The following is a 19,524-nucleotide window of genomic DNA, read 5'->3' on the forward strand; positions in this document are numbered from 1 at the left end:
TTACACAGCGCGAAAGCACAGCATGTCTGAGCCTTTTTATATCACAACGGCGATCAGCTATCCCAATGGCGCGCCGCATATCGGCCATGCCTATGAGGCGATTGCCACCGATGCGATTGCCCGTTTCCAGCGGCTGACGGGCCGCGATGTGCGGTTTCAGACCGGCACCGATGAGCATGGACTGAAAATGGCACAAAAGGCGGCAGAGCAGGGCATCACGCCGCGCGCGCTGGCCGATGAAATGAGCCAGCTTTTCAGGGATATGTGTGATGCGCTGAATGTCTCTTATGATGTGTTTCAACGCACAACGGATGAGGCGCATCACACCGCCAGCCAGGCGATCTGGAAAGCGATGGAAGCCAATGGCGATCTTTATCTTGACCGCTATGAAGGCTGGTATTCCGTCCGCGATGAAGCCTACTATGATGAAAGCGAGCTGATCGACGCCGAGGATAGCGAAGGCGAGAAGGTTCGCTTGTCACCCCAAGGAACCCCGGTGGAGTGGACCGCGGAGGAAAGTTGGTTCTTCCGCCTGTCCAAATATCAGCAGCCCTTGCTTGATCTCTATCGTGACCATCCGGAGTTTCTCCAACCCGATAATCGCCGCAATGAGATGATCCGATTTGTCGAAGGTGGTCTACGCGATCTCAGCATCTCACGCACCAGCTTCGATTGGGGGGTGAAGGTACCGGGTAGTGATGATCATGTGATGTATGTCTGGGTCGATGCACTGACCAATTACTTGACTGGCCTCGGCTATCCGAAAACCGACAGTGACTTTGGCCGCTATTGGACGTTAGATGCAGACATATTGCACATTATCGGCAAAGATATAGTCCGTTTTCACACCGTTTATTGGCCTGCTTTTCTGATGAGTGCAGGCCTGCCGCTGCCTAAACAGGTGTTCGGCCATGGTTTCCTGCTCAATCGCGGTGAGAAAATGTCGAAATCGGTCGGCAATGTCGTCGATCCCATGGCGCTGGCTAAAGGCTTTGGCGTGGATCAGTTGCGCTATTTCCTGCTGGCCGATGTCGTCTTCGGAAAAGATGGCAGCTATTCGGCAGAAGCCATTGTTACCAAAACAAATGCCGATCTCGCCAACAGCTTCGGCAATCTGGCCCAGCGCACGCTTTCCATGATCTTCAAGAATATGGATGGTCGGCTTGCTGATAACTATCAAGCCGAAGCGGCAGACAAGGACCTGCTCGATCTAGTGGCCAAAACAACGCGCGAGGAATTTCCTCAAGCTTTCAATACGTTAAACCTCTCCGGCGCGATTGAGGCTTGGCGGCGTGCCGTTTTCGCCTGCAACCAGTATGTCGATGAACAGGCACCCTGGGCGCTTAAGAAAACAGACCCACAGCGCATGGCGATGGTGCTGATGACGCTGTTTCAGGCCATTCGCGATCTGGCCATTTGTATTCAGCCAATAGTACCCGAAGCCGCCAATCAGCTGCTCGATCAGATGGGGATAGATGCGGACCAGCGCAGCTATGCGGAGCTCGCCAATAATGAATGGTATCAACAACTTGTGATGCGAGATTGGGCGCTGGAAAAGCCCATGCCCATCTTCCCCCGCCTTGAAATGCCCGAAGGTGCAAGCACAGAAGCCGGGAAGGACGCTGCCTGATGCTCGTCGATTCCCACTGCCATCTCAATTATGAAGGCATGACCGAGGATCAGCCCGAATTGCTGGCGCGCGCGCGGGGGGCAGGGGTGACCGCCATGCTCAACATTTCGACGCGCGAGAGCGAGTGGGGTGATGTCATCGCCACGGCCGAGCGCGAGGATGATGTCTGGGCCAGTGTCGGCATTCATCCGCATGAAGCCGATGATCATGAAGATCTGGCGCTGGAGCGGCTGATTGCTGCTTCTGAGCATCCGCGCGTTGTTGGTATCGGCGAGACAGGTCTTGATTACTATTACGACCATAGTGATCGCCAGCGCCAGCAGGACAGTATGCGGCTGCATATCGCTGCTGCACGCGAAACTGGTCTGCCTATGATTATCCATATGCGTGATGCTGAAGAAGATACCATCCGCATATTGGGCGAGGAGCGGGAGAGGGGGCTATTCCCCTGCCTTATCCATTGCTTCACCGCCGGTCAGGCCTTTGCTGACCAGATGCTGCATTGGGATATCCCGCTGTCGCTGTCGGGTATTGTGACTTTCAAGAATGCGCGCGAATTGCAGGATGTTGCCAGGAAAATCCCTTCCGACAAGCTGCTGATTGAAACAGACTCGCCATTTCTCGCACCAGTCCCACATCGCGGCAAACGCGGCGAGCCGGCATATGTGCGCGATACCGGCGAATTCGTCGCCAATCTGCGCGGTGAAGAACCGCAAAAACTGTTCGAGGCGACAGCGCTGAATTTCTACCAGCTTTTTAACAAGGCACAGCCGTGAAGCTAACATTGCTCGGATGCGGAACCTCTGCAGGCGTTCCGCGGATCGGCAATGACTGGGGTGATTGTGACCCAAAAGAACCGAGAAATCGCCGCAGCCGCGTCTCACTTCATATTGAAATACCATCAGAAGCTGGTGATAGTGCGAGTATCATCATCGATACCTCACCGGACCTTAGAAATCAGTGCCTTGATAATGACATCCATGATCTTACCCATGTGCTGTGGACGCATGATCACGCCGATCATTGCCATGGCATAGATGATCTGCGGCCCTTTGTTTTTCGTCGCAAAAGTCAGCCACTCCAGGGCTATGCGCGGCCATATACTGCAGATGCACTGAACCGACGCTTCGGCTATGTTTTTGCCGGAGATGGTGGTTATGTCAGCATTGCCGATATGACGGTAATGGAGAATACCGGGCGCGACAGAGCCGTCACGGTCGCTGCCAATGTAGAGATCGCTGCGGTTGATCAACCCCATGGCCCGGTCCAATCAACCGGTTTTCGTATATCGCACCACGGCAAGAGTGTTTGCTATGCTACGGATTTTTCAGAGATAACCGATGATATGGTGAGCCTGTACAAGGGCTGTGACTATCTGATCAGCGATTGCCTGCGCCGCGAGCCGCATCCAACCCATGCACATCTTGCGCTGGCGCTGGAACTGGCTGAGCGATCTGAAGTAGCGCATGTGGTGCTGACCCATCTCGACAAATCCATGGATTATCGCACATTATGCGCCGAGGTCGGCAACCGCGCCATTGTCGGCTATGATGGCTGGCAGGTGGACCTATGAGCGAATGGGACAATATCTCGCTGGTGCACAGCATTGGCGCTTTGGTGCTGGTTGGCAGCGCGCTGCTGGCATATCGCTTGCCGCTTGGCAAAGCTCTGAGGATGGCGGCTATATGGGTGCTGATTTTCGGTGCCGCTTTTCTGGCCGTTTCGTTTTTTCAGAGTTATTCTGCAGAAGATGCAGCACCCCCATCAAATGATGAGGATAGTGTAGGGCCATGGGTGCACGAAACTACACGGCATAGACTGTTATCGGTTAGGGATAATTGTTAATAATCCCTAATGTGTTTGCATTGCAGGCATTATTGCAACACAATACGCCCTCTTTATAGAACTGATATAGTCATTCCCGACGTCTGACAGCAAACCCGAATATTTACAGAGGACGCAATGACCAAATTGGCCGTTATTATCCCCTGTTACAAAGTGCGCAGTCATATTCGTAATGTCATCGCGAATATCGGCCCCGAGATTGAGCGCATCTATGTTGTTGATGATAAATGTCCCGAGGAGAGCGGACAATTTGTCCGGGATTTTATCACCGATAAGCGCATCCATGTCATTATGCATGAGTATAATAAGGGTGTCGGCGGTGCCGTCGTCACCGGATATAGGGCTGCGCTTGGTGATGGGATGGATATTGCCATCAAAGTGGATGGTGATGGGCAAATGGATCCGCGTCTTGCCAGCGTCATTGCCGAGCCTGTGATTGCCGGCAAGGCTGATTATTCAAAAGGCAATCGCTTCCATTCAGTCTATAATGTCCGCAAAATGCCTGTGGCCCGCCTGATGGGCAATGCGGCTTTGTCATTCATAACCAAATTGTCGAGTGGCTATTGGAGCATATTTGACCCGACCAATGGCTATACCGCTATCCATCGCACAGCGCTTTCCAGACTGGAATTTGCCAATATTGATGAGCGCTATTTCTTTGAAACCGATATGCTTATCAACCTGGGCAATAGCCGCGCTGTGGTGAAAGACGTCGCCATGGAAGCGATTTATGCTGACGAAGAGAGCAATCTAAAAATTAAGAAAGTGCTGGGCCAGTTTCTTGGGAAGAATCTGAAGGAAATGATCAAGCGCATCGTCTATACCTATTATCTGCGCGACTTTAGTCTTGCTTCTGCACAACTTCTCCTAGGCGCTGCTATGCTGTTATTCGGGCTGGTCTTCGGTGCAATCCATTGGACAGGCTCGATCACAACAGGCGAAACCGCCAGCACAGGAACTATCATGGTGGCAACCTTGCCGATCATTTTGGGATTTCAGCTGCTGTTGAGTTTTCTCGGCTTCGATATATCCAATGAACCCAAGGATGTTCTTCAACATTATCGCCATTTTCCTGAAGAAAAGGCTTTATCGCGGTCTGCAGTGACTATGCATAAAGCGCGTAATGAGCGCAGTGATGCCCGCATCAATGAACGCTAAATCGCTGTTGTACCAGTCCACGCGTTTTCTCATCGCCGGCGTGGTCATATTTCTGTTTGATTATGCTGTGTTCTGGTTGAGCTACGCCCATCTCCATGAGACGCATTTATTGGCGGCCAACATCTACGGTAAAGTTGCCGGCGTTATTTTGGGATTTTTCCTGCATAAATATTGGACATTTGCTGGCCAGCAACGCCATGGATCGCTCGCGCAATCGATCAGCTATGCGTTGCTATTTCTCTTCACTTTAGTGTTTTCCAGCGCTCTGCTCTATAGCTTGGCGACGTTTTTGATGCTGCCTGAAGCGGCCAGCCGGTTATTCTCCGACATCGCCAGCGTGGCGGTATCTTTTGCGGTCAGCAAATGGATCATCTTCCGGCATGCAGATAACCCGTTTGGATAGTCGCTCCTCTCTGGCTGCAAGCGGAGCAGGGTGGTGGCTGTGCCTGTTGCTGCTCCTGCTCATTATCACAGCATGGTCCTGGGTCGGTTTTCTTGGCTCTGACGACGCGACCTATGCCAAAGGCGCCTATGGCTGGCTTGAGCAATTCCCCTATGTCGGCGGTCATGGCACTATCCGCTATACCATCACCATACCCATGGCGATCAGCTTTGCACTATTTGGCGAGAATGAATACGCCATGGTGCTGCCGAGCTATCTCTATTATTTGGCACTATTGGCTGTAATCTGGTTACTGATGCGGCGTCTGGCGGCGCAGCTAACGGCAAATCTGGCTCTGCTTTTCCTAATCACTATGCCGCTAATGGCTATTCAATCGACCATCGCCAATATTGATATTGTCGAGTCATTCTTCCTGTTTCTTGGTTTCGCCTTCTATCTCAAAGCAACCAACAGCGAGACGCCATTACGGTGGGCATTTTTATCAGGCGCTTGTGTCGGTCTGGCATTTCTGACGCGTGAAACAGCCATTTTTATCATTCCATTTTATGGCCTGCTGTTCCTGTTCGGCTTTGGCATGCATCGTCTGCACTATTTTGCCGTCGGTTTTGGGTTTTTCGCTGTTTGGGCAGTTGAATTGCTCTATCTTGGCATCATGACAGGTGATCCGCTTTACCGGTTCAACATTTCGCTCAACCATGACAGTTCCATTGACCGGTCAATCGATGTGGCAGGCAATATGATTATCCACCCCGCTATTGATCCATTGCTTGTTCTCCTTATTAATCAGGAGTTTATGCTGCTTTTCTGGCTGGCAATCCCAAGCGGCTTGTGGCTTGGCTTTTCACAGAGTATTTCAGCGGAACAACGGAGATTTATTCGGCTTATTTCGCTTTTTGGCGTCGTCTGGTTTCTCTGCGTAGCTGCTGCAACAACGCTGCTGCCGCTCAATCCACGCTATTTCATGCCCACAGCCATATCGGCGTGCATAATATTGGTTCTGGCTATTCAGCAGATATCATTTCCCGTGCTTAGAAATACGCTGATAGCAGCTCTTATCTGCACCAACTTGGTTGGAATCATGATCGAAAACAAGGCGCCGCTTTTTGGCGAACGCACGCTGGTAGCGCTGGCCGATGCATATGAAGAGGATGTCTATACTGATCCGATGTCTCGCTATCGGGCAAACATGTTGTTACGATGGAAGGGACGAGCGGAACAGGTCAGGGGAGCGCCGCCGGTACGCGGGCAGCTTTTTTTCTACAACCCGGGCAAAGTTGAGAGCCCCAACCGGCTAATGGACGCATCGCAGCAACAGCAATACACGCCGAATGAGAATTGGACTCTCATTTCCGAGTTTCAAGCAAAACCTGATCCGGTTATTGCTATTGTTGAGCGCATAGGCTTTCACAATGTCATGCCAAAGAAGATTTGGAATAGGTTGCGCTATCGCCATCCTGATGTGCGACTTTATCGCATCCCGGCGGAATAGAAGATATATTTATTTAACATAATATATATTATCAGATTAAGGTGTTGTAAGCGTTCATTAGAAGTGAGACGTTTCCGTTCATTAGAAATAAGACTCTCTTCGATGGAATTGCAGTTTTGTGCTGCAATCAGCCGGAGTGCTTACAATGCCTGGAGATATTGAAGCTAATCAGGAAGACTTTGTTAACGTTGAAGAAGATTACCGTGTCGCTGCGATAGAAGCCTATCTGGCAAAGCAGATACGCATTATGGACTTGATGGCAACCTTGGGCAAAAGCAGGTCTCATGTATGGCGCATGATATCGCGCTATAAATCTGATGGTGTCAAAGGCCTTCAATCCAAGAAGACAGGTGGCAATAATCGTATCGATCCCAATTTCAGGGCTAAGGTAGTTGCTCTTGTCAAAGAGCATTATCGAGACTTCACCCCACAATTTGCTTCAGAGAAGCTTCTTGAACGTCATAACATAGCCGTAAAACCTGCCACTTTGCGACGATGGATGATGAAAGCAGGCTTATGGAAACAGCGCTGTGAGATCAAACCGAGCGTCTATTCCCCACGTCAAAGACGTGAACGCATCGGTGAATTGATCCAGGTTGATGGCAGCTATCACCGTTGGTTTGAAAAACGTGGTAATGAAGCATGCCTTATCGTCTTTATCGATGATGCTACCAGCCAAATAATGCATATGCGCATGGTCGAGCATGAAAGCTCTTTTAATTATATGCGCTGTTTAAAATGGTACATTGAACAATATGGGCGGCCCCTAGCTCTCTACTCAGACAGGCACAGCATCTTCAGGGTTAATACGCCAGGCAATAGCAGTCGCCAATCCCCTACCCAGTTCTCGCGAGCATGTCACGAGCTTGGTATAGGCGTGATTTGTGCGTCGACACCTCAGGCAAAGGGCCGCGTTGAGCGCTCTTTTAGAACACAGCAGGACCGGCTCGTAAAAGAGTTTCGTCTGCGAGGTATCTCGACGATCGAGGAAGCAAACTGGTTTCTCGAGCACTACCGACAAACCCACAACACAAAGTTTGCAAAATCCCCGCTCGATCCAGAAGATGCGCATGGACCGCAAGGCAGTTTCAACATAGATCGTCTTTTAACATTTACCGTTACACGTAAAGTCTTCAAGGATCTCACCATAAGTTTCAATAAGATACGATTTATACTGGATGACACTCCCCTTGCCCGCAGGGTAATCGGCAAACGGGTAACGGTTGCCGTCTACCTCGATGGACGGATTGAGATTTTTCACGATGAGACCACCCTAGCCTATAAGTGCTTCGACAAACTCAGGCTTATTGCTCAACCTGCTGTCGTTGATCGCAAAAGGCTAGGCACAGCGTTGCAGATGGCAAAGGCAATTCGCGAAGTCGAACCACATCACTTTATACGTAATAGACATATCATGGCAGGCTTCAGAGATTTTTTCCCGCAACCAACGGATGTTAAGTCTCGGACGCTTCAAAACCCTACTAAAACCGTTAGACGCAAATTTAACGGAAGAGCGAGAGCACCATTAGGACGCCACCCTATTGTGATAAGTGATAGGACACTCAATCAGGAACCACCTGAAGATTAACGGTCATGTTTCCAGCGATCTTTTCACTGTTAGGCTTAAAGCGCTTCAATAGCACAATTATCTTCGGTCATATTGTAATTAAATATCAAGATTGGTTTGGATCTAGCGGAAAGATATAGCGAAACTGTGGAAACAAACCTGCAGCAATTGTGACCAGCGCAAATATCATTGCGCCTGAACCAGCGACCCCGTCCACCGCAAAAGCTGCGATCACTAGAAAGCAAAAACCAGCCAGCAAGTAACGCCAATCCCAGCCAGAACGCATGTTTGAGATGCAGTTTAGGTCCAGCCATGCCTTCTCATATTCACCCCATTCATTCAGCAAAACCTCTAAGTCTGATGCTAATTCAGTAAAAATCCCATCAGCCGTGAGCTCATTGACCAGCAAAGCAATGGATTGCTGAGCCTTATTGAATGAGAAAAGGTCGCCTTTGTCCGCAGAAACTCGCATAGCCTGCAGCGCATAACCAAGCCTATCAAAAATCGACAAACCGGTGGCACTAATCAGTGCTGGTAAACGTAGTTGGATGAACTCGCGCCACTGACGTCTCTTGGCCCCTGTTGCCATGCGCTTTATATCATCATGCAGCCGGAACAAATCACCTCGCAGGATAGACCAAAGCGCGTGCTCGTAAATCTGAGTTGATCCTTTAACAACTGTTTCAGCCTGTAATAAAGTTGCCGCGCTTGGCTTTGTGGATTTAGTTTTCAGCTTGTGAAACTTGCCACTGTTTTGGTCAGAATCACCCTGTTTTTTGCGTGCTATGGCAGTCTCTAACGCATTAATTGTTTCTGTATTTGTCTTGTCACATAGATATGCGAGCCAAAATTGTTTAGCGAGCTGCAAAACCTTCGCTTTCCAATCTTTGCTATATAAATCAGAGGCTTGATTCACGGAAATTTCCTGAGTGATCTCTGTTTATGAACCTATTCCAACTATACAGTTGCAATACAGAGGCTCGATCTATCAAAATTCTGATTGCTTGGCATCTCGATTGTCAAATGCACGGTCTGACATAATTGGAGGCACTGATGTAAGAAACTATAACCGCTCATAAACGAGAAAAAGGCCCGGCTCTGAGAACCGGACCCTAACGACCTTTCCTTTTTCTCTCAAAGCGACATCGCTGTCAAGCATTACATGCTTCTCGGCAGATGCTTTTGTGCGCACAATTTTCAGATCAGCAGTCCCTGCTCTCTGCGGACAAACTGAAACTATTAGTCTGGGCCGCGTCAGAGCGGTTCCATAAGGGGAAAAACTCATGAATAATAAAGAATCGCAGCACGAACGCCCAACCGTTTACACGCCTAACGAGATTAAGCGCATCGAATGGATGACTCTGGTTTCGTACGGTGGGGCTTCTTTACGAGAGGCAGCAATTGCTCTTAGTCTTTCCCGTGCGCAAGTCTATCGCGTGTTCCAAAGATATTGCGAAAGCGGCGGCGCAGGGCTGAGACATCAATTGCGCGGTCGAAGAAGCAATCGAGCTTATCCGACTAAGCTGAAAGAGCAAGTATCTGATATTGTCATCAAAAATTACTCGGATTTTGGCCCTACCCTGACACAGGAAATGCTTGAGAAATACCATGGCATCCAACTTGCTAAATCAACGATAAGAAGATGGCTAATACAAGCAAGACTTTGGTTCGTAGACAGACTGAAACGGCGCAGGATACATCGTCCACGCAAGCGCAGTGCACGGTTTGGGCAGCAGATTCAGGTCGATGGCTCCTATCATCATTGGTTCGAAGAACGTGGCGCGTCTTGTGTTCTGATGCTACATGTTGATGATGCGACTGGTGCCATTTTGCACGGACAGTTTTTTCGTTCCGAAACCACAAATGCATATCTCGAAAGTACCAGATCATGCGTACGCCGACACGGCAAGCCGATTGCGATAGTAACGGACCGCCACGCAGCAGTCGGAGAGCATTACAAAGCCGCGCTTGACGAGATCGGAACCATCCACAGTTTTGCAAACAGCCCACAGAGCAAGGGTCGTGTCGAACGCATGAACAGAACTCTACAAGACCGGTTGGTGAAGGAGATGCGGCTAGAGAACATTTCCTCAATCGAGGATGGCAATAACTTTATTGGCCGATATATTATTGGTTTCAATGAGAAATTTGCCAGGCCCCCAAAAGACAAGAAATGTGCATTCAGAACGATAACAGCGCATGACAAGCTCGACCTAATCTTTTCAAAGCGTTTTAGGCGTAAGGTCTCTCGGCAACTGACCTTCTCAATTGATGGCGATATCTTCGTCATCGCGCCAAGTGCTGCCGATCACCATCTCGCCGGAAATTGGGTAGATATACGTCTTCTAACCGATGGTTGCATGGCTGTACTATTTGATGGTGTATGTTTGAATGCAGCTTGTGCCTATTGATGGATAGACTGAAATGTGTGGTAGTTTGGCCATGGCTGTTGGTGTAGCTCGAAAGCGAGGCGCGGTGTAGAAAGGTGCCATCACCAATAATCCGCAAGGAAGGCCGAGTTGCTTTTCTGAGCGACCTCACCTCCTCCTGCATTCTTAATCCGAGTCGAGATTGTTATCCTTGACCGCACACCCGCATAATCGTTTGGCGCGAAGTTTTGAACTGGCGGGCCAGGGCCGACACAGTCTCGCCAGCTTTGAGCTTTTCGCGGACCATCTGCTGCTGATCGGCTGATAGCGCAGGCGGTCTGCCCAGTGCTTTGCCTTGTGCTTTGGCACGCGCCAACCCGGCCTGTGTTCGTTCGATCAGCAGATCGCGCTCAAACTGGGCTACCGCGTTGATGACATTCATCGTCATCTTGCCGGCCGAGCTGGTGAGATCAACACCACCCAGAGCAAGACAGTGAACCCGAATGCCCATGGTCTCCAGATCAGTAACGGTGGAGCTGACATCCACCGCATTGCGGCCGAGCCTGTCAAGTTTGGTGACCACCAACACATCGCCCTGCTCCATCTTGTCAATGAGGCGGGCAAAACCTTTGCGCTGCGCAATGGCAACCGAGCCCGAGACTGTTTCGGTAATGATGCGATGCGGCTCGATATGAAAGCCAGCGGCCTTTATCTCGGTGAGCTGGTTCTCAGGTGCCTGTTCCAAGGTAGAGACACGGGCATAGGCAAAGGTTCTGGACATTTGATCAGCAGTCTTGTTCCGAAAATGATGTCCGAAACTATAGGCATGTCCAGTATATAATCAAGCTATTTTTCGGACAGTCTATAAGAGACTGTCCGAAAAGGTTCGGTTATGGGCAGGTTGCTAGATAGTGCCCACCTGGCTAAGTTCGCTTCGCTGTAATTCAATCACCAAGTTGAATACTATTATCGCCCCCGTAACATGGCTGCCATAGCTACCGGCAAAGGCCATGGTCGAGGCCCTGTAGTCCTCAAAATTCTCAATGTTGCTGTGACTAAAAGTGCCGATAGACTAGCTGCTCTTTTCTGCATCCGCACCGCTCAGTCGAGCGTCTAGGTAATTTCTGATCGCCGGTATCGCGGCACTAAGCTGCTGGTTCTGTATGTCATTTAGAGGATGATCATAGACTTGGCCGTCAATGCTTGTCCCTTCCTCCCAAAAGTCACACATGAGTTGATGAATAAATTTCACTTCATCAGTATCCAATTCATCAAAAGAAATAAAATCGTATCGATAATCTGCTGATTCTGGGTCCAACCAATTAGCAATTTTGGACAAAACAGAATGAGTGCCATACGGTTGCAATATCCCATGCTCCAACCGGGCAGCACAGTATTTTCTTAGCCCATGCTCAATTAACAACTCTAGCATTCCGAAAGCTATACTTTCTTGCTGACCTAAACCCAATAATAGTGGCATAAAATTTTCATTCTCCAAACGTAATAATATCAATACCCTTGGCACGAAGTTCATCTACACGTTTCAACAGACTTTGGCGTCTCGAAGGCGGAATATTTGATACATCTATTGCTATAGTAGTTTCAGGATATCTCTTAGCTTGGCTATTAATTGAACTAATAAACTGAGTTTCATTATAGCCGTTCGGATTGTTGTTGCCTTTTAGGTCAATTTCACCCCGATCAGTCATAATATCAGCATTTGAACCCGTCGCTCTCCCCGTAACATTTATTCCAGTCTCATTTTGTAACCTTATCGACTGAACAGCCTCATTTGGCCGATATTTCTGAGTAGCTGGATCCCACATCATGTCTAACAACTGCTGATCGCTTATTCCACTTGCATCAATTCCTGCCTCTTCTAAGTCTTCGCGGGCCTGCCCAACTGCCAAGTTTGGATCGCGTGCACGTCTATAGCCGGGAGCACTTGGATCACCGGTTGCATAAGGATTATTCGCGTCGATCGTTCTGCTCGTGGCATCCTCACCCAAGCTGTCATTCGCATTCGTAGTCCCCCCCTCATACTCTTGAAGCGAAATCCGCCGACCATTTTCATCCTTAACATATTCATTGCCCGATTGGTCTCTATAAATCGTCTTTCCATCACGCGTTACACCGATTTCTTTCTCGGGCGTCGGGCTTTGCTCTAGTCGAGCTTTCGCGGCCAAATAGTCTTTAACAACATTGCTTTGTAACGGAACATCCTGACGATTGCCTTGTTCATCCAAGACATAATACTCGTCCGTTCCCGGGTCCTGGAACAGCGGTTGGTCATCGGCAGTGTACCCTACCTGATCAGGCATAAACGGAGGCGGATTGCCCAGATCAACATCTGCGCCCTGTGCCGCAGCATAAACGGCGAGAACCATCCCCATAATTATGGCGTTCTGTTTATCCTTTGGATCATTGGGGTCGCCTGATGGCGTTGTTTCGGTTTCAAAGTCAGGTTGAACTTCATCACCCGACGAGAACAGGCTGACAACTGAGTTATAGAGCTGGCCTATAGTGCTCTCATCCCATTCTCGCTGTTTAAGTTCCGCTAGCTTTGCCTCCAGACCTGCCGAGGTTATACTGCCATCGGCAAGGAACTCCCTTGTCAGTTGTTTACGGACTTCATCATCGCCAAAAAGCTGATCCAATGTGCTTTCGGCTGCATCAATTTGCGCAATGCGCTGAACAATAGTATCTGCGTCTAACTGCTGCCAGCCAGCACCTAAGGCCGCACTCAGCTCATTGTATCGCTGGCGCACAACGCCACATTCAGAGCTAGTATCCGCTCCAGCACATTTTATAGCGAGTTCCTTATCGCCACCGGCCGCCTGTAGTGCGAGTTGCCCCAATGTCGTTGTGGTGAGAAATATAACATTATTGGTGTTGCAAACAGCTTCTTGCCCTGGTGGACATAGACTGGTTTGAATCAGGTTGCCCTTATTTTCTTGTCCTAACTGATTATTCTCGGTCTCAATCTGCCCCGCTGTGCTGGCGGCATTGGCATCGAGCCCAAGGCCCTCTGCGATGAGACCGATCAGTGCAGTGACGTTCTTGCTGTGTTGCAGGTCGCCTTCGGTATCGGCGTCAGTCTGGTTGCCATCCTTGTCGAAGGTCGCTTCGTCCTGCTCATCGGTCAGGCTGTTGATCAGCAGGTTGACCGCGACACTGCCTGCTGCACCCATGGCGGCAGAGCCACAATCGCCTGAGCCACCCGCAGCCCCTGCCGCACAGCCGACAATGCCCTGCAATGCAGAGCGCAGCAGCTCGCTCTCGGTGGTGGGGGTGAAGGTTGTGGTGGTGGTGCCGTCTTCGTTTTCGGTGATGGTCTCCTTCCCCAAACCATCGGCCAGTTCCTTGATCTGCTGCGCACCCAGGCCCTGCAACACATTTACCGCCGCTGATCGCGCCGGACTGATCATTCATAAATGCTGAAAGGTATCACTAATTGTACATATGGCCTCCAGCTCCAACAATCGCTAGAATCACAAACTGCACATTGAGCCACGCTAAAGCAATCAATAATACGGTAGGCACTCTATCAATGAACAAAACCAATGCTGCGACTGACAATGCGGGGCTCAACATTGCAGAAATGTACAAATAAGTGTGGAATATACTATGATTTCCGTCAATAATGTCTATTAAAATAGACGGAAAAAATAACCAAAACATTATGAAGGGGTACGCCCCTATCACTATAGAAATGATAAATAAAATCTTAGCTATATAAATCATTCTGAATCACAACCATTACACCATGTTCCAGGTATATAATCGAATTACGGTGACAGTTTACTGAATCCCCAAATTCGGGCGATAATTAAGTGTAATTAGTAAACTGGCACCGTAATCGCTAATCTAAGTGTAATTAGTAAACTGTCACCGTAATCGCGTAATCGCAAATATTTCAGGTCCGCCTCCCGGCAGCTCTGGCAATGTCGGTTAAGCGGGCGGTCCTATCCGAGGCTTACCATTCATATCCCAGGTTACTGATCGTATTTCGCCGGTTAAAACACCATTCTTCTTTAAGAATTCCGCTTCCATAAAAGCATTAGTCTTTAAATCGTCAGCGAAAGGAAATTCTTTATCAATGCATTGCTGTAGAAAGGCATTTAACTCACCTTCATTTTCGAAACGATTAACAACATCACCTTTGCGTATTTCAGAAATATCGGTCTGGTATTCAATGGCATTAGCGCCACCTAAAGTAACAGATCTCAAACCAATATAAGCAACGTAAGGAAAAGGCGTTCTTTGCATTAATCTATTACCTCGATAATCCAGCTTTCTGTTATGTTAGGGTTATCTACACGCGGTTGAGCGGGATGGACTACAATCTCAGGACCACCACCCGGCAAGTGCCTTCCGGGTCCCCTGAAGGAATCGTTACCGAACAGAGGGCTGGCGGGGCTATTATTATTAGAGCCTGATTCGAAAGTATCTCAAGCATAACAGTATTTTGCGGTTCTTCGTATAATCATACGGATGGAAGCGATGAGCGCCCATGCGGTTGAGCTTTCGATGGATGTTTCCCAGTCTTTGGCGAGGCGTCGGCATCGCCCTAGCCATGCGAAGGTGCGTTCGACGACCCATCGGCGTGGCAGGGCTTGAAAGCCCTTGGTGTGATCGGAGCGCTTGATGATTTCCATGGTCCACGCCCCCATGCCAGCCAACGTAACCCCCAGTTTTTGCCCTGCATATCCTCCGTCAGCAAAGACGTGTCGCAACCAGGGGAAGCGGTGGCGAGTTGCCGCCAGCACATCGACAGCCCCGTCACGGTCTTGAATATCGGCACTGTGGACGAGGACGAAGATCAGGAACCCGCATGTGTCGGTTATGATGTGCCGCTTCCTGCCTTTCACCTTCTTGCCCGCGTCATAACCCGATATTCCACCGCTCTCGGTGGTTTTCACGCTCTGGCTGTCGATCACGCCAGCACTGGGCGAGGCTTCGCGCCCCTCGATCTCGCGCAGGTTCATCACCAGCACCATGTTGAGCGTATCGAACAGGCCAGTGTCCCGCCATGCGTAGAAATAGCGCCGTACCGTCGACACTGGCGGAAAACACTTGGGCAGCAACCTCCATGCACATCCGGCAGAGGCAATATAGAGCAGCGCATTGACCACCTCGCGCATATCCGCCGTCCGCGGCCGACCACCACGCCTCGCCGGGGGAATGAACGGCTCCAGCAACATCCACTCCCTATCCGTCATATCCGATGGATATCGCAAACCTTCCCGGCTATGCTCAGCCCGGGCAATACCAGTCCATGCCATGCTTCACTCCTACTCTTCGCAAAGCAGGTGTGAATCACAAATGGCTGGTATTGTTCAATAACTTTCGGATCAGGCTCTTAACGCCCTTAATCTGTCGTAATACTGAGCCAGAATCAAGGCTGCCTGCTCTAAGCCCTAAACTGTCTTCTAATTGATTTAGCTGTTCACGTGTTACCTTTATCGTTCCTCCTCCTTCCGGCAGGCCGCCCAAGATATCCTCGAAAGCTTTCTTATCAGTCAAGAAGGTTGCGCCGCCTACTGGGCCTTCGCCAGGATTAGGATTGCCAAGAGTTCCATCTGAATGATTAATTTCATCCTTAGCGCCAGAAACATTATAGCCTTCATCAGCATCCAGCAACTCTCCCTGGCGTTTCTGCCCTTCAAGTGCAATCTCGTCAAAGCGTGGGGCCTGCAGCGCCAATTGATTAGCCCCGAGCAGATCATCAGTTTTCCCAACGATCTGCGTTCCATCGGGAGTGATTGCCTTTATCGCGCCTCCGCTTTCTGTGACAATCGAACCTGCCGGGATTACCTCGCCACCTTTTGTAACGATATTCTGATTAAGCTCAACCGTGCTGTCTTTTACAATGGCCGGACCGCTGGGAACGTAACTATCGCCAACTGGGACGCCCGAACCACTGCTGCCGCCCTCCCCATCAACTCGTTGCGATGGTCCATCCTTAGATGTCGAAGGACCTGTATCAGCATCCGTATCCGGTGCATCGGTTTGGCCGTTCGGCGGATTATTGGCATCATTGTTCCGATGCGGGGTGCCACCGCCAGTATCGTTGTTTGCGCTACCGCGGCCGCTCCCGCCAGACCCTCGGTCGCGTCCATTGATTGTTTCCTTTGCCGCGCTGCGCAATGCAGCGCGGGTGGCGACACTGGCTGCGCCGCCAGTGGCAACTGTAGCTGCGATCTCAAAGCTTGCCCGTCCGCGAAGTTTGCCCCTGAATGTGGCTTGTTCTTCGGGTGAAAGCGCAAGATATGCTTCATATTCCGCAGAACCTGCTTCAAATAGATCAGTGGCAATCTCCATCGGAGTACGCCGATCATTGAGAACGGCATCGACCACACCAGCGGCAGAGCGTGCAGCATTCACAGCAGCTTCTCCCGGGTCGTAGACGATGGTGCCAATACCGCCAGCAGTATCGAGTGCCGCTAAAGCAAATTCTTCTTCAGCTGCGATTTCCTCAAATGCTTCCAACCGAGCGGCTTCGACCAATTCTGGACTAACCCCCCTGTCAAGCGCTTCCTGTGCAGCATCATTGGCGAGTTTTCTTGCAGTATCGGCCGTCGTTGTGATTGCGCTGCGAGAAGCATCCATCCCGGCCTCGCCTGCGATGCGTGCTTCTTCTCTGATAATCAACAGGCGCAACGCATTGTCTGCGCCGACCACCTCACCAAATGCGGTGGCAGCCAGATCGCTGAGAACGTTGCCTTCGCCTTCCCCGGCGGCCTCCTTTGTCTGCGCATAGATCGCCCGGCGGACTTCTTCGCTGGTGCCCAAAAGCAACTCAGCAACACGCTGATCTTGCAGGTCATCCGAGGCGGCCAGGGTTTGAATTAGTTGCTGATCATATTCTTTGAAGGCAACATTCTGTTCAATGGCAGCAAGCTCTTCAGGAGATGCATTTCTGATGCGCTCTTCTTCTTCCTGGCTAAGCCCAAAAGCCGCTTCGCGCTTAAGCAAATCATCCCTTCGTGCCTCCAGTCTTAATGCATTCAGCTTCTCTTGTACCGCTGCACAGCCGCTGCCTGGGCTGCTGCCTAAACAATTTCTCACAAGCTTACGATCATTGTCGGCAGCCTCTAGAATTAGCTTGCCTTCTCCTTGGGCAAAATAGTTATCCCAAAGTGCATCTGCCTCCTCTTGCGTTATGTTGGCCGCCTTTGAGCCGACCCACCGCCCGTTGACGAAAAGATCATTATTTTCCGTCTCAGTCTGCCCCGCGACAGAGGCGGCATTGGAATCGAGGCCAACAGCTTCTGCGATAAAGCCAACAATGGTGGTGACATTGCGGCTGTGTTCCAGATCGTCTTCGCTGTCGACATTAACCAGATTGCCCTGTGCGTCGCGAACAGCTGTATCCTTGTTCTTCTCCAGGCTGTTGATCAGCAGACTGATGGCAACGCTGGCGCTCGCACCCATGGCTGCAGAGCCGCAATCGCCTGATCCGCCGGCGGCACCTGCGGCGCATCCGGCAATGCCCTGCAACACCCCGCGCAGCAGCTCGCTCTCGGTGGTCGGCTCAAAGGTGGTGACATCCCTGCCCTGCTCGTCCTTGGTGGTAGTCTTCTTGCCCAGACCGTCGGCCAGACGCTTGATCTGCTGTGCCCCCAGGCCCTGCAGCACATTGACCGCAGCACTTTGCGCCAGACCATTCAGGCCATTGGTGACATCACCGCCTGCCGCGCCGTTAAGCGCGGTGGCGACCAGACGTGCCATGCTGCCCGCGCCAAAGGTGTCATGTATCCGCGCCGCATCAGCTCGCGCCAGCTCTGCGTCAGCGATAAATGCCGCCGCCAACGAACCTTCAGGGGCAGTGAGCTTGCCGGTTTCCTCATCAACTACGGCACCGGCCGCTTTGGCATTGGCTTCCGCCTGCTCCGCCTCCTCCTTCTTCTCCGCTTCCTCCCTCGCCCGGTTGACGAAAAAGGTATTGCCTTCCGCCGCCAATATCCTTGCCGCGGCGAAGCTGTCGTTGATCTCTTTGCGGGTCTCGTCGGTAAACGCCTGATCCAGAGCGCCATCATTGGCGCCATCGGTATCATTGTTGATGCCCGGATCATCGGAGCGGTCCTCACCGCCGATAATGATCGTGCCATTGGCAATGGCGCTGTAGGTTGTGCCGCTTTGTTCATCCCCGGCGGTGAAGAAGGTCGGCAGACCGGCATTGAGGCCCGGGCGCTGGGTGCCCGGCAGCCGGTCCTGCCCGGTGGTGGCTTTGCCAAGACTGTTGATCCCGCCCGACAGGCTGGCCGAGACGTTCATCTGGCTGGCATCGAACGTCTCCCGATTGGCAAGGTCGTTCATCTCCAGCTCGGCAGACCGGAAGCTGTTGAGATCGGGCGAGGCTTCAGAGGCGACAACCGCGCCGTTCAGCGTCGCCTTTTCCTCGATATTGATATCAAAGCCGCCCTCTCCGGCGAAGATGCCCGACTGTTCGTTGACCGAGACAAAGTCACCATCAATATCGGTCTTCGAGTAGCTGCCGCCGACGCTCAGCGTCTTGTCGGCAAAGTCATAACCGACATTCACACCGGTTGAACGGGCATCGCTGGTAAAGGTGGAGGAGTCCTGCGGGCTGGTAATCTCCAGCGTTTTCGCATCGACAACCACGCGATCGGCCTCAACCCGTGCCCCGTCCATGGTAAACGCCTCTTGCGTGCTGACTGTCGCCGTGCCGCCAGCGCGCACCACGGTTTCTATGTGGCTGATATCCTCGCTGTCATAGCTGCTGCTGGAGCTGTTAAAGCTGGCAAAGGCGCGGGCGGAGGCCGGGGATTTGTCCTGACTGTTTTTGTCTTGGTCATCCTTGCTGAGACTAAGGCCTATAGCGGCACCAGCCTGAAAACCGCTCGACTTGCTGCTGCCTGTGCCGATATCGGTTTCTGTAGCGGAACGGAAGGTCACCGCCCCTTCAGAGTCAAAGGTTACATTATTGGTGGCCTCGACAACACTGCCGGTGACATCAATGGTGGAATCCGCCCCTGCCCCCCTGGCCGTGATATTGACATTGCCGCCAGAGACCAGCGAGGGAACCACGGTTTCATC

16 protein-coding genes are annotated in these 19,524 nt (G+C 51.1%); 9 read left to right on the forward strand and 7 right to left on the reverse strand.

Going from position 1 to position 19,524, the window contains the following annotated elements; genetic code table 11:
* Nucleotides 1-22 precede the first annotated feature (22 nt).
* From metG to RB602_RS09180, 8 genes are all read left to right on the forward strand, one after another.
* Entirely contained in the window at nt 23-1,630 is a 1,608-nt protein-coding gene (metG, locus tag RB602_RS09145) for a methionine--tRNA ligase (RefSeq protein WP_317080258.1), read from the forward strand.
* Nucleotides 1,630-2,406, forward strand: coding sequence for a TatD family hydrolase (locus tag RB602_RS09150; RefSeq protein ID WP_317080259.1), 777 nt, complete (start codon nt 1,630-1,632; stop codon nt 2,404-2,406). The genes metG and RB602_RS09150 overlap by 1 nt, the downstream gene beginning before the upstream one ends.
* The gene (locus RB602_RS09155) at nt 2,403-3,203 is read left to right on the forward strand and encodes an MBL fold metallo-hydrolase (protein ID WP_317080260.1); all 801 of its coding nucleotides are present in this window, start codon (nt 2,403-2,405) and stop codon (nt 3,201-3,203) included. Before RB602_RS09150 ends, RB602_RS09155 begins: the two co-directional genes overlap by 4 nt.
* Nucleotides 3,200-3,475: a hypothetical protein gene (locus tag RB602_RS09160; protein ID WP_317080261.1), complete on the forward strand. Its 276-nt coding sequence runs from the start codon at nt 3,200-3,202 to the stop codon at nt 3,473-3,475. The genes RB602_RS09155 and RB602_RS09160 overlap by 4 nt, the downstream gene beginning before the upstream one ends.
* Before the next feature lie 117 nt (nt 3,476-3,592).
* Nucleotides 3,593-4,633, forward strand: coding sequence for a glycosyltransferase (locus tag RB602_RS09165; RefSeq protein WP_317080262.1), 1,041 nt, complete (start codon nt 3,593-3,595; stop codon nt 4,631-4,633).
* A complete protein-coding gene (locus RB602_RS09170; protein ID WP_317080263.1) occupies nt 4,599-5,036 on the forward strand; it encodes a GtrA family protein in 438 nt (145 codons plus the stop codon). The genes RB602_RS09165 and RB602_RS09170 overlap by 35 nt, the downstream gene beginning before the upstream one ends.
* A 196-nt stretch (nt 5,037-5,232) precedes the next feature.
* On the forward strand, nt 5,233-6,525 hold the full coding sequence (locus tag RB602_RS09175) for a glycosyltransferase family 39 protein (protein WP_317080264.1): 1,293 nt from the start codon (nt 5,233-5,235) through the stop codon (nt 6,523-6,525).
* 145 nt (nt 6,526-6,670) lie between these two features.
* Nucleotides 6,671-8,113: an ISNCY family transposase gene (locus RB602_RS09180; protein WP_317080265.1), complete on the forward strand. Its 1,443-nt coding sequence runs from the start codon at nt 6,671-6,673 to the stop codon at nt 8,111-8,113.
* 85 nt (nt 8,114-8,198) lie between these two features.
* On the opposite strand, the gene RB602_RS09185 is transcribed toward RB602_RS09180, so the two are convergent.
* Nucleotides 8,199-9,008 (reverse strand): hypothetical protein, encoded by an 810-nt coding sequence (locus tag RB602_RS09185; protein ID WP_317080266.1) that lies wholly within the window; start codon nt 9,006-9,008, stop codon nt 8,199-8,201.
* Nucleotides 9,009-9,375: 367 nt separating this feature from the next.
* Between RB602_RS09185 and RB602_RS09190 the strand changes: the two genes are divergently transcribed.
* On the forward strand, nt 9,376-10,503 hold the full coding sequence (locus RB602_RS09190; protein WP_317080267.1) for an ISNCY family transposase: 1,128 nt from the start codon (nt 9,376-9,378) through the stop codon (nt 10,501-10,503).
* 163 nt (nt 10,504-10,666) lie between these two features.
* Here the strand turns inward: RB602_RS09190 and RB602_RS09195 are convergent, their stop codons facing one another.
* The 6 genes from RB602_RS09195 to RB602_RS09220 all read right to left on the reverse strand — a co-directional run bounded on the left by RB602_RS09195 (nt 10,667) and on the right by RB602_RS09220 (nt 19,515).
* Nucleotides 10,667-11,242: a recombinase family protein gene (locus tag RB602_RS09195; protein ID WP_317080268.1), complete on the reverse strand. Its 576-nt coding sequence runs from the start codon at nt 11,240-11,242 to the stop codon at nt 10,667-10,669.
* A gap of 291 nt (nt 11,243-11,533) precedes the next feature.
* Nucleotides 11,534-11,941, reverse strand: coding sequence for a hypothetical protein (locus tag RB602_RS09200; RefSeq protein ID WP_317080269.1), 408 nt, complete (start codon nt 11,939-11,941; stop codon nt 11,534-11,536).
* A 7-nt stretch (nt 11,942-11,948) separates the two neighbouring features.
* Nucleotides 11,949-13,889, reverse strand: coding sequence for a hypothetical protein (locus tag RB602_RS09205; RefSeq protein WP_317080270.1), 1,941 nt, complete (start codon nt 13,887-13,889; stop codon nt 11,949-11,951).
* Between the two features lie 523 nt (nt 13,890-14,412).
* Nucleotides 14,413-14,730 carry a hypothetical protein gene (locus RB602_RS09210; protein WP_317080271.1) on the reverse strand — a complete coding sequence of 106 codons (318 nt, stop codon included), beginning with the start codon at nt 14,728-14,730 and terminating at the stop codon, nt 14,413-14,415.
* Between the two features lie 182 nt (nt 14,731-14,912).
* Nucleotides 14,913-15,746, reverse strand: a complete 834-nt coding sequence (locus tag RB602_RS09215) for an IS5 family transposase (RefSeq protein WP_317080037.1) — start codon at nt 15,744-15,746, stop codon at nt 14,913-14,915.
* 34 nt (nt 15,747-15,780) lie between these two features.
* Nucleotides 15,781-19,515 carry a hemagglutinin repeat-containing protein gene (locus tag RB602_RS09220; protein ID WP_317080272.1) on the reverse strand — a complete coding sequence of 1,245 codons (3,735 nt, stop codon included), beginning with the start codon at nt 19,513-19,515 and terminating at the stop codon, nt 15,781-15,783.
* Nucleotides 19,516-19,524: the final 9 nt, after the last annotated feature.

The organism is Parasphingorhabdus sp. SCSIO 66989 (genome assembly GCF_032852305.1).
In the GTDB taxonomy this organism is placed as follows: Bacteria; Pseudomonadota; Alphaproteobacteria; order Sphingomonadales; family Sphingomonadaceae; genus Alterisphingorhabdus; species Alterisphingorhabdus coralli.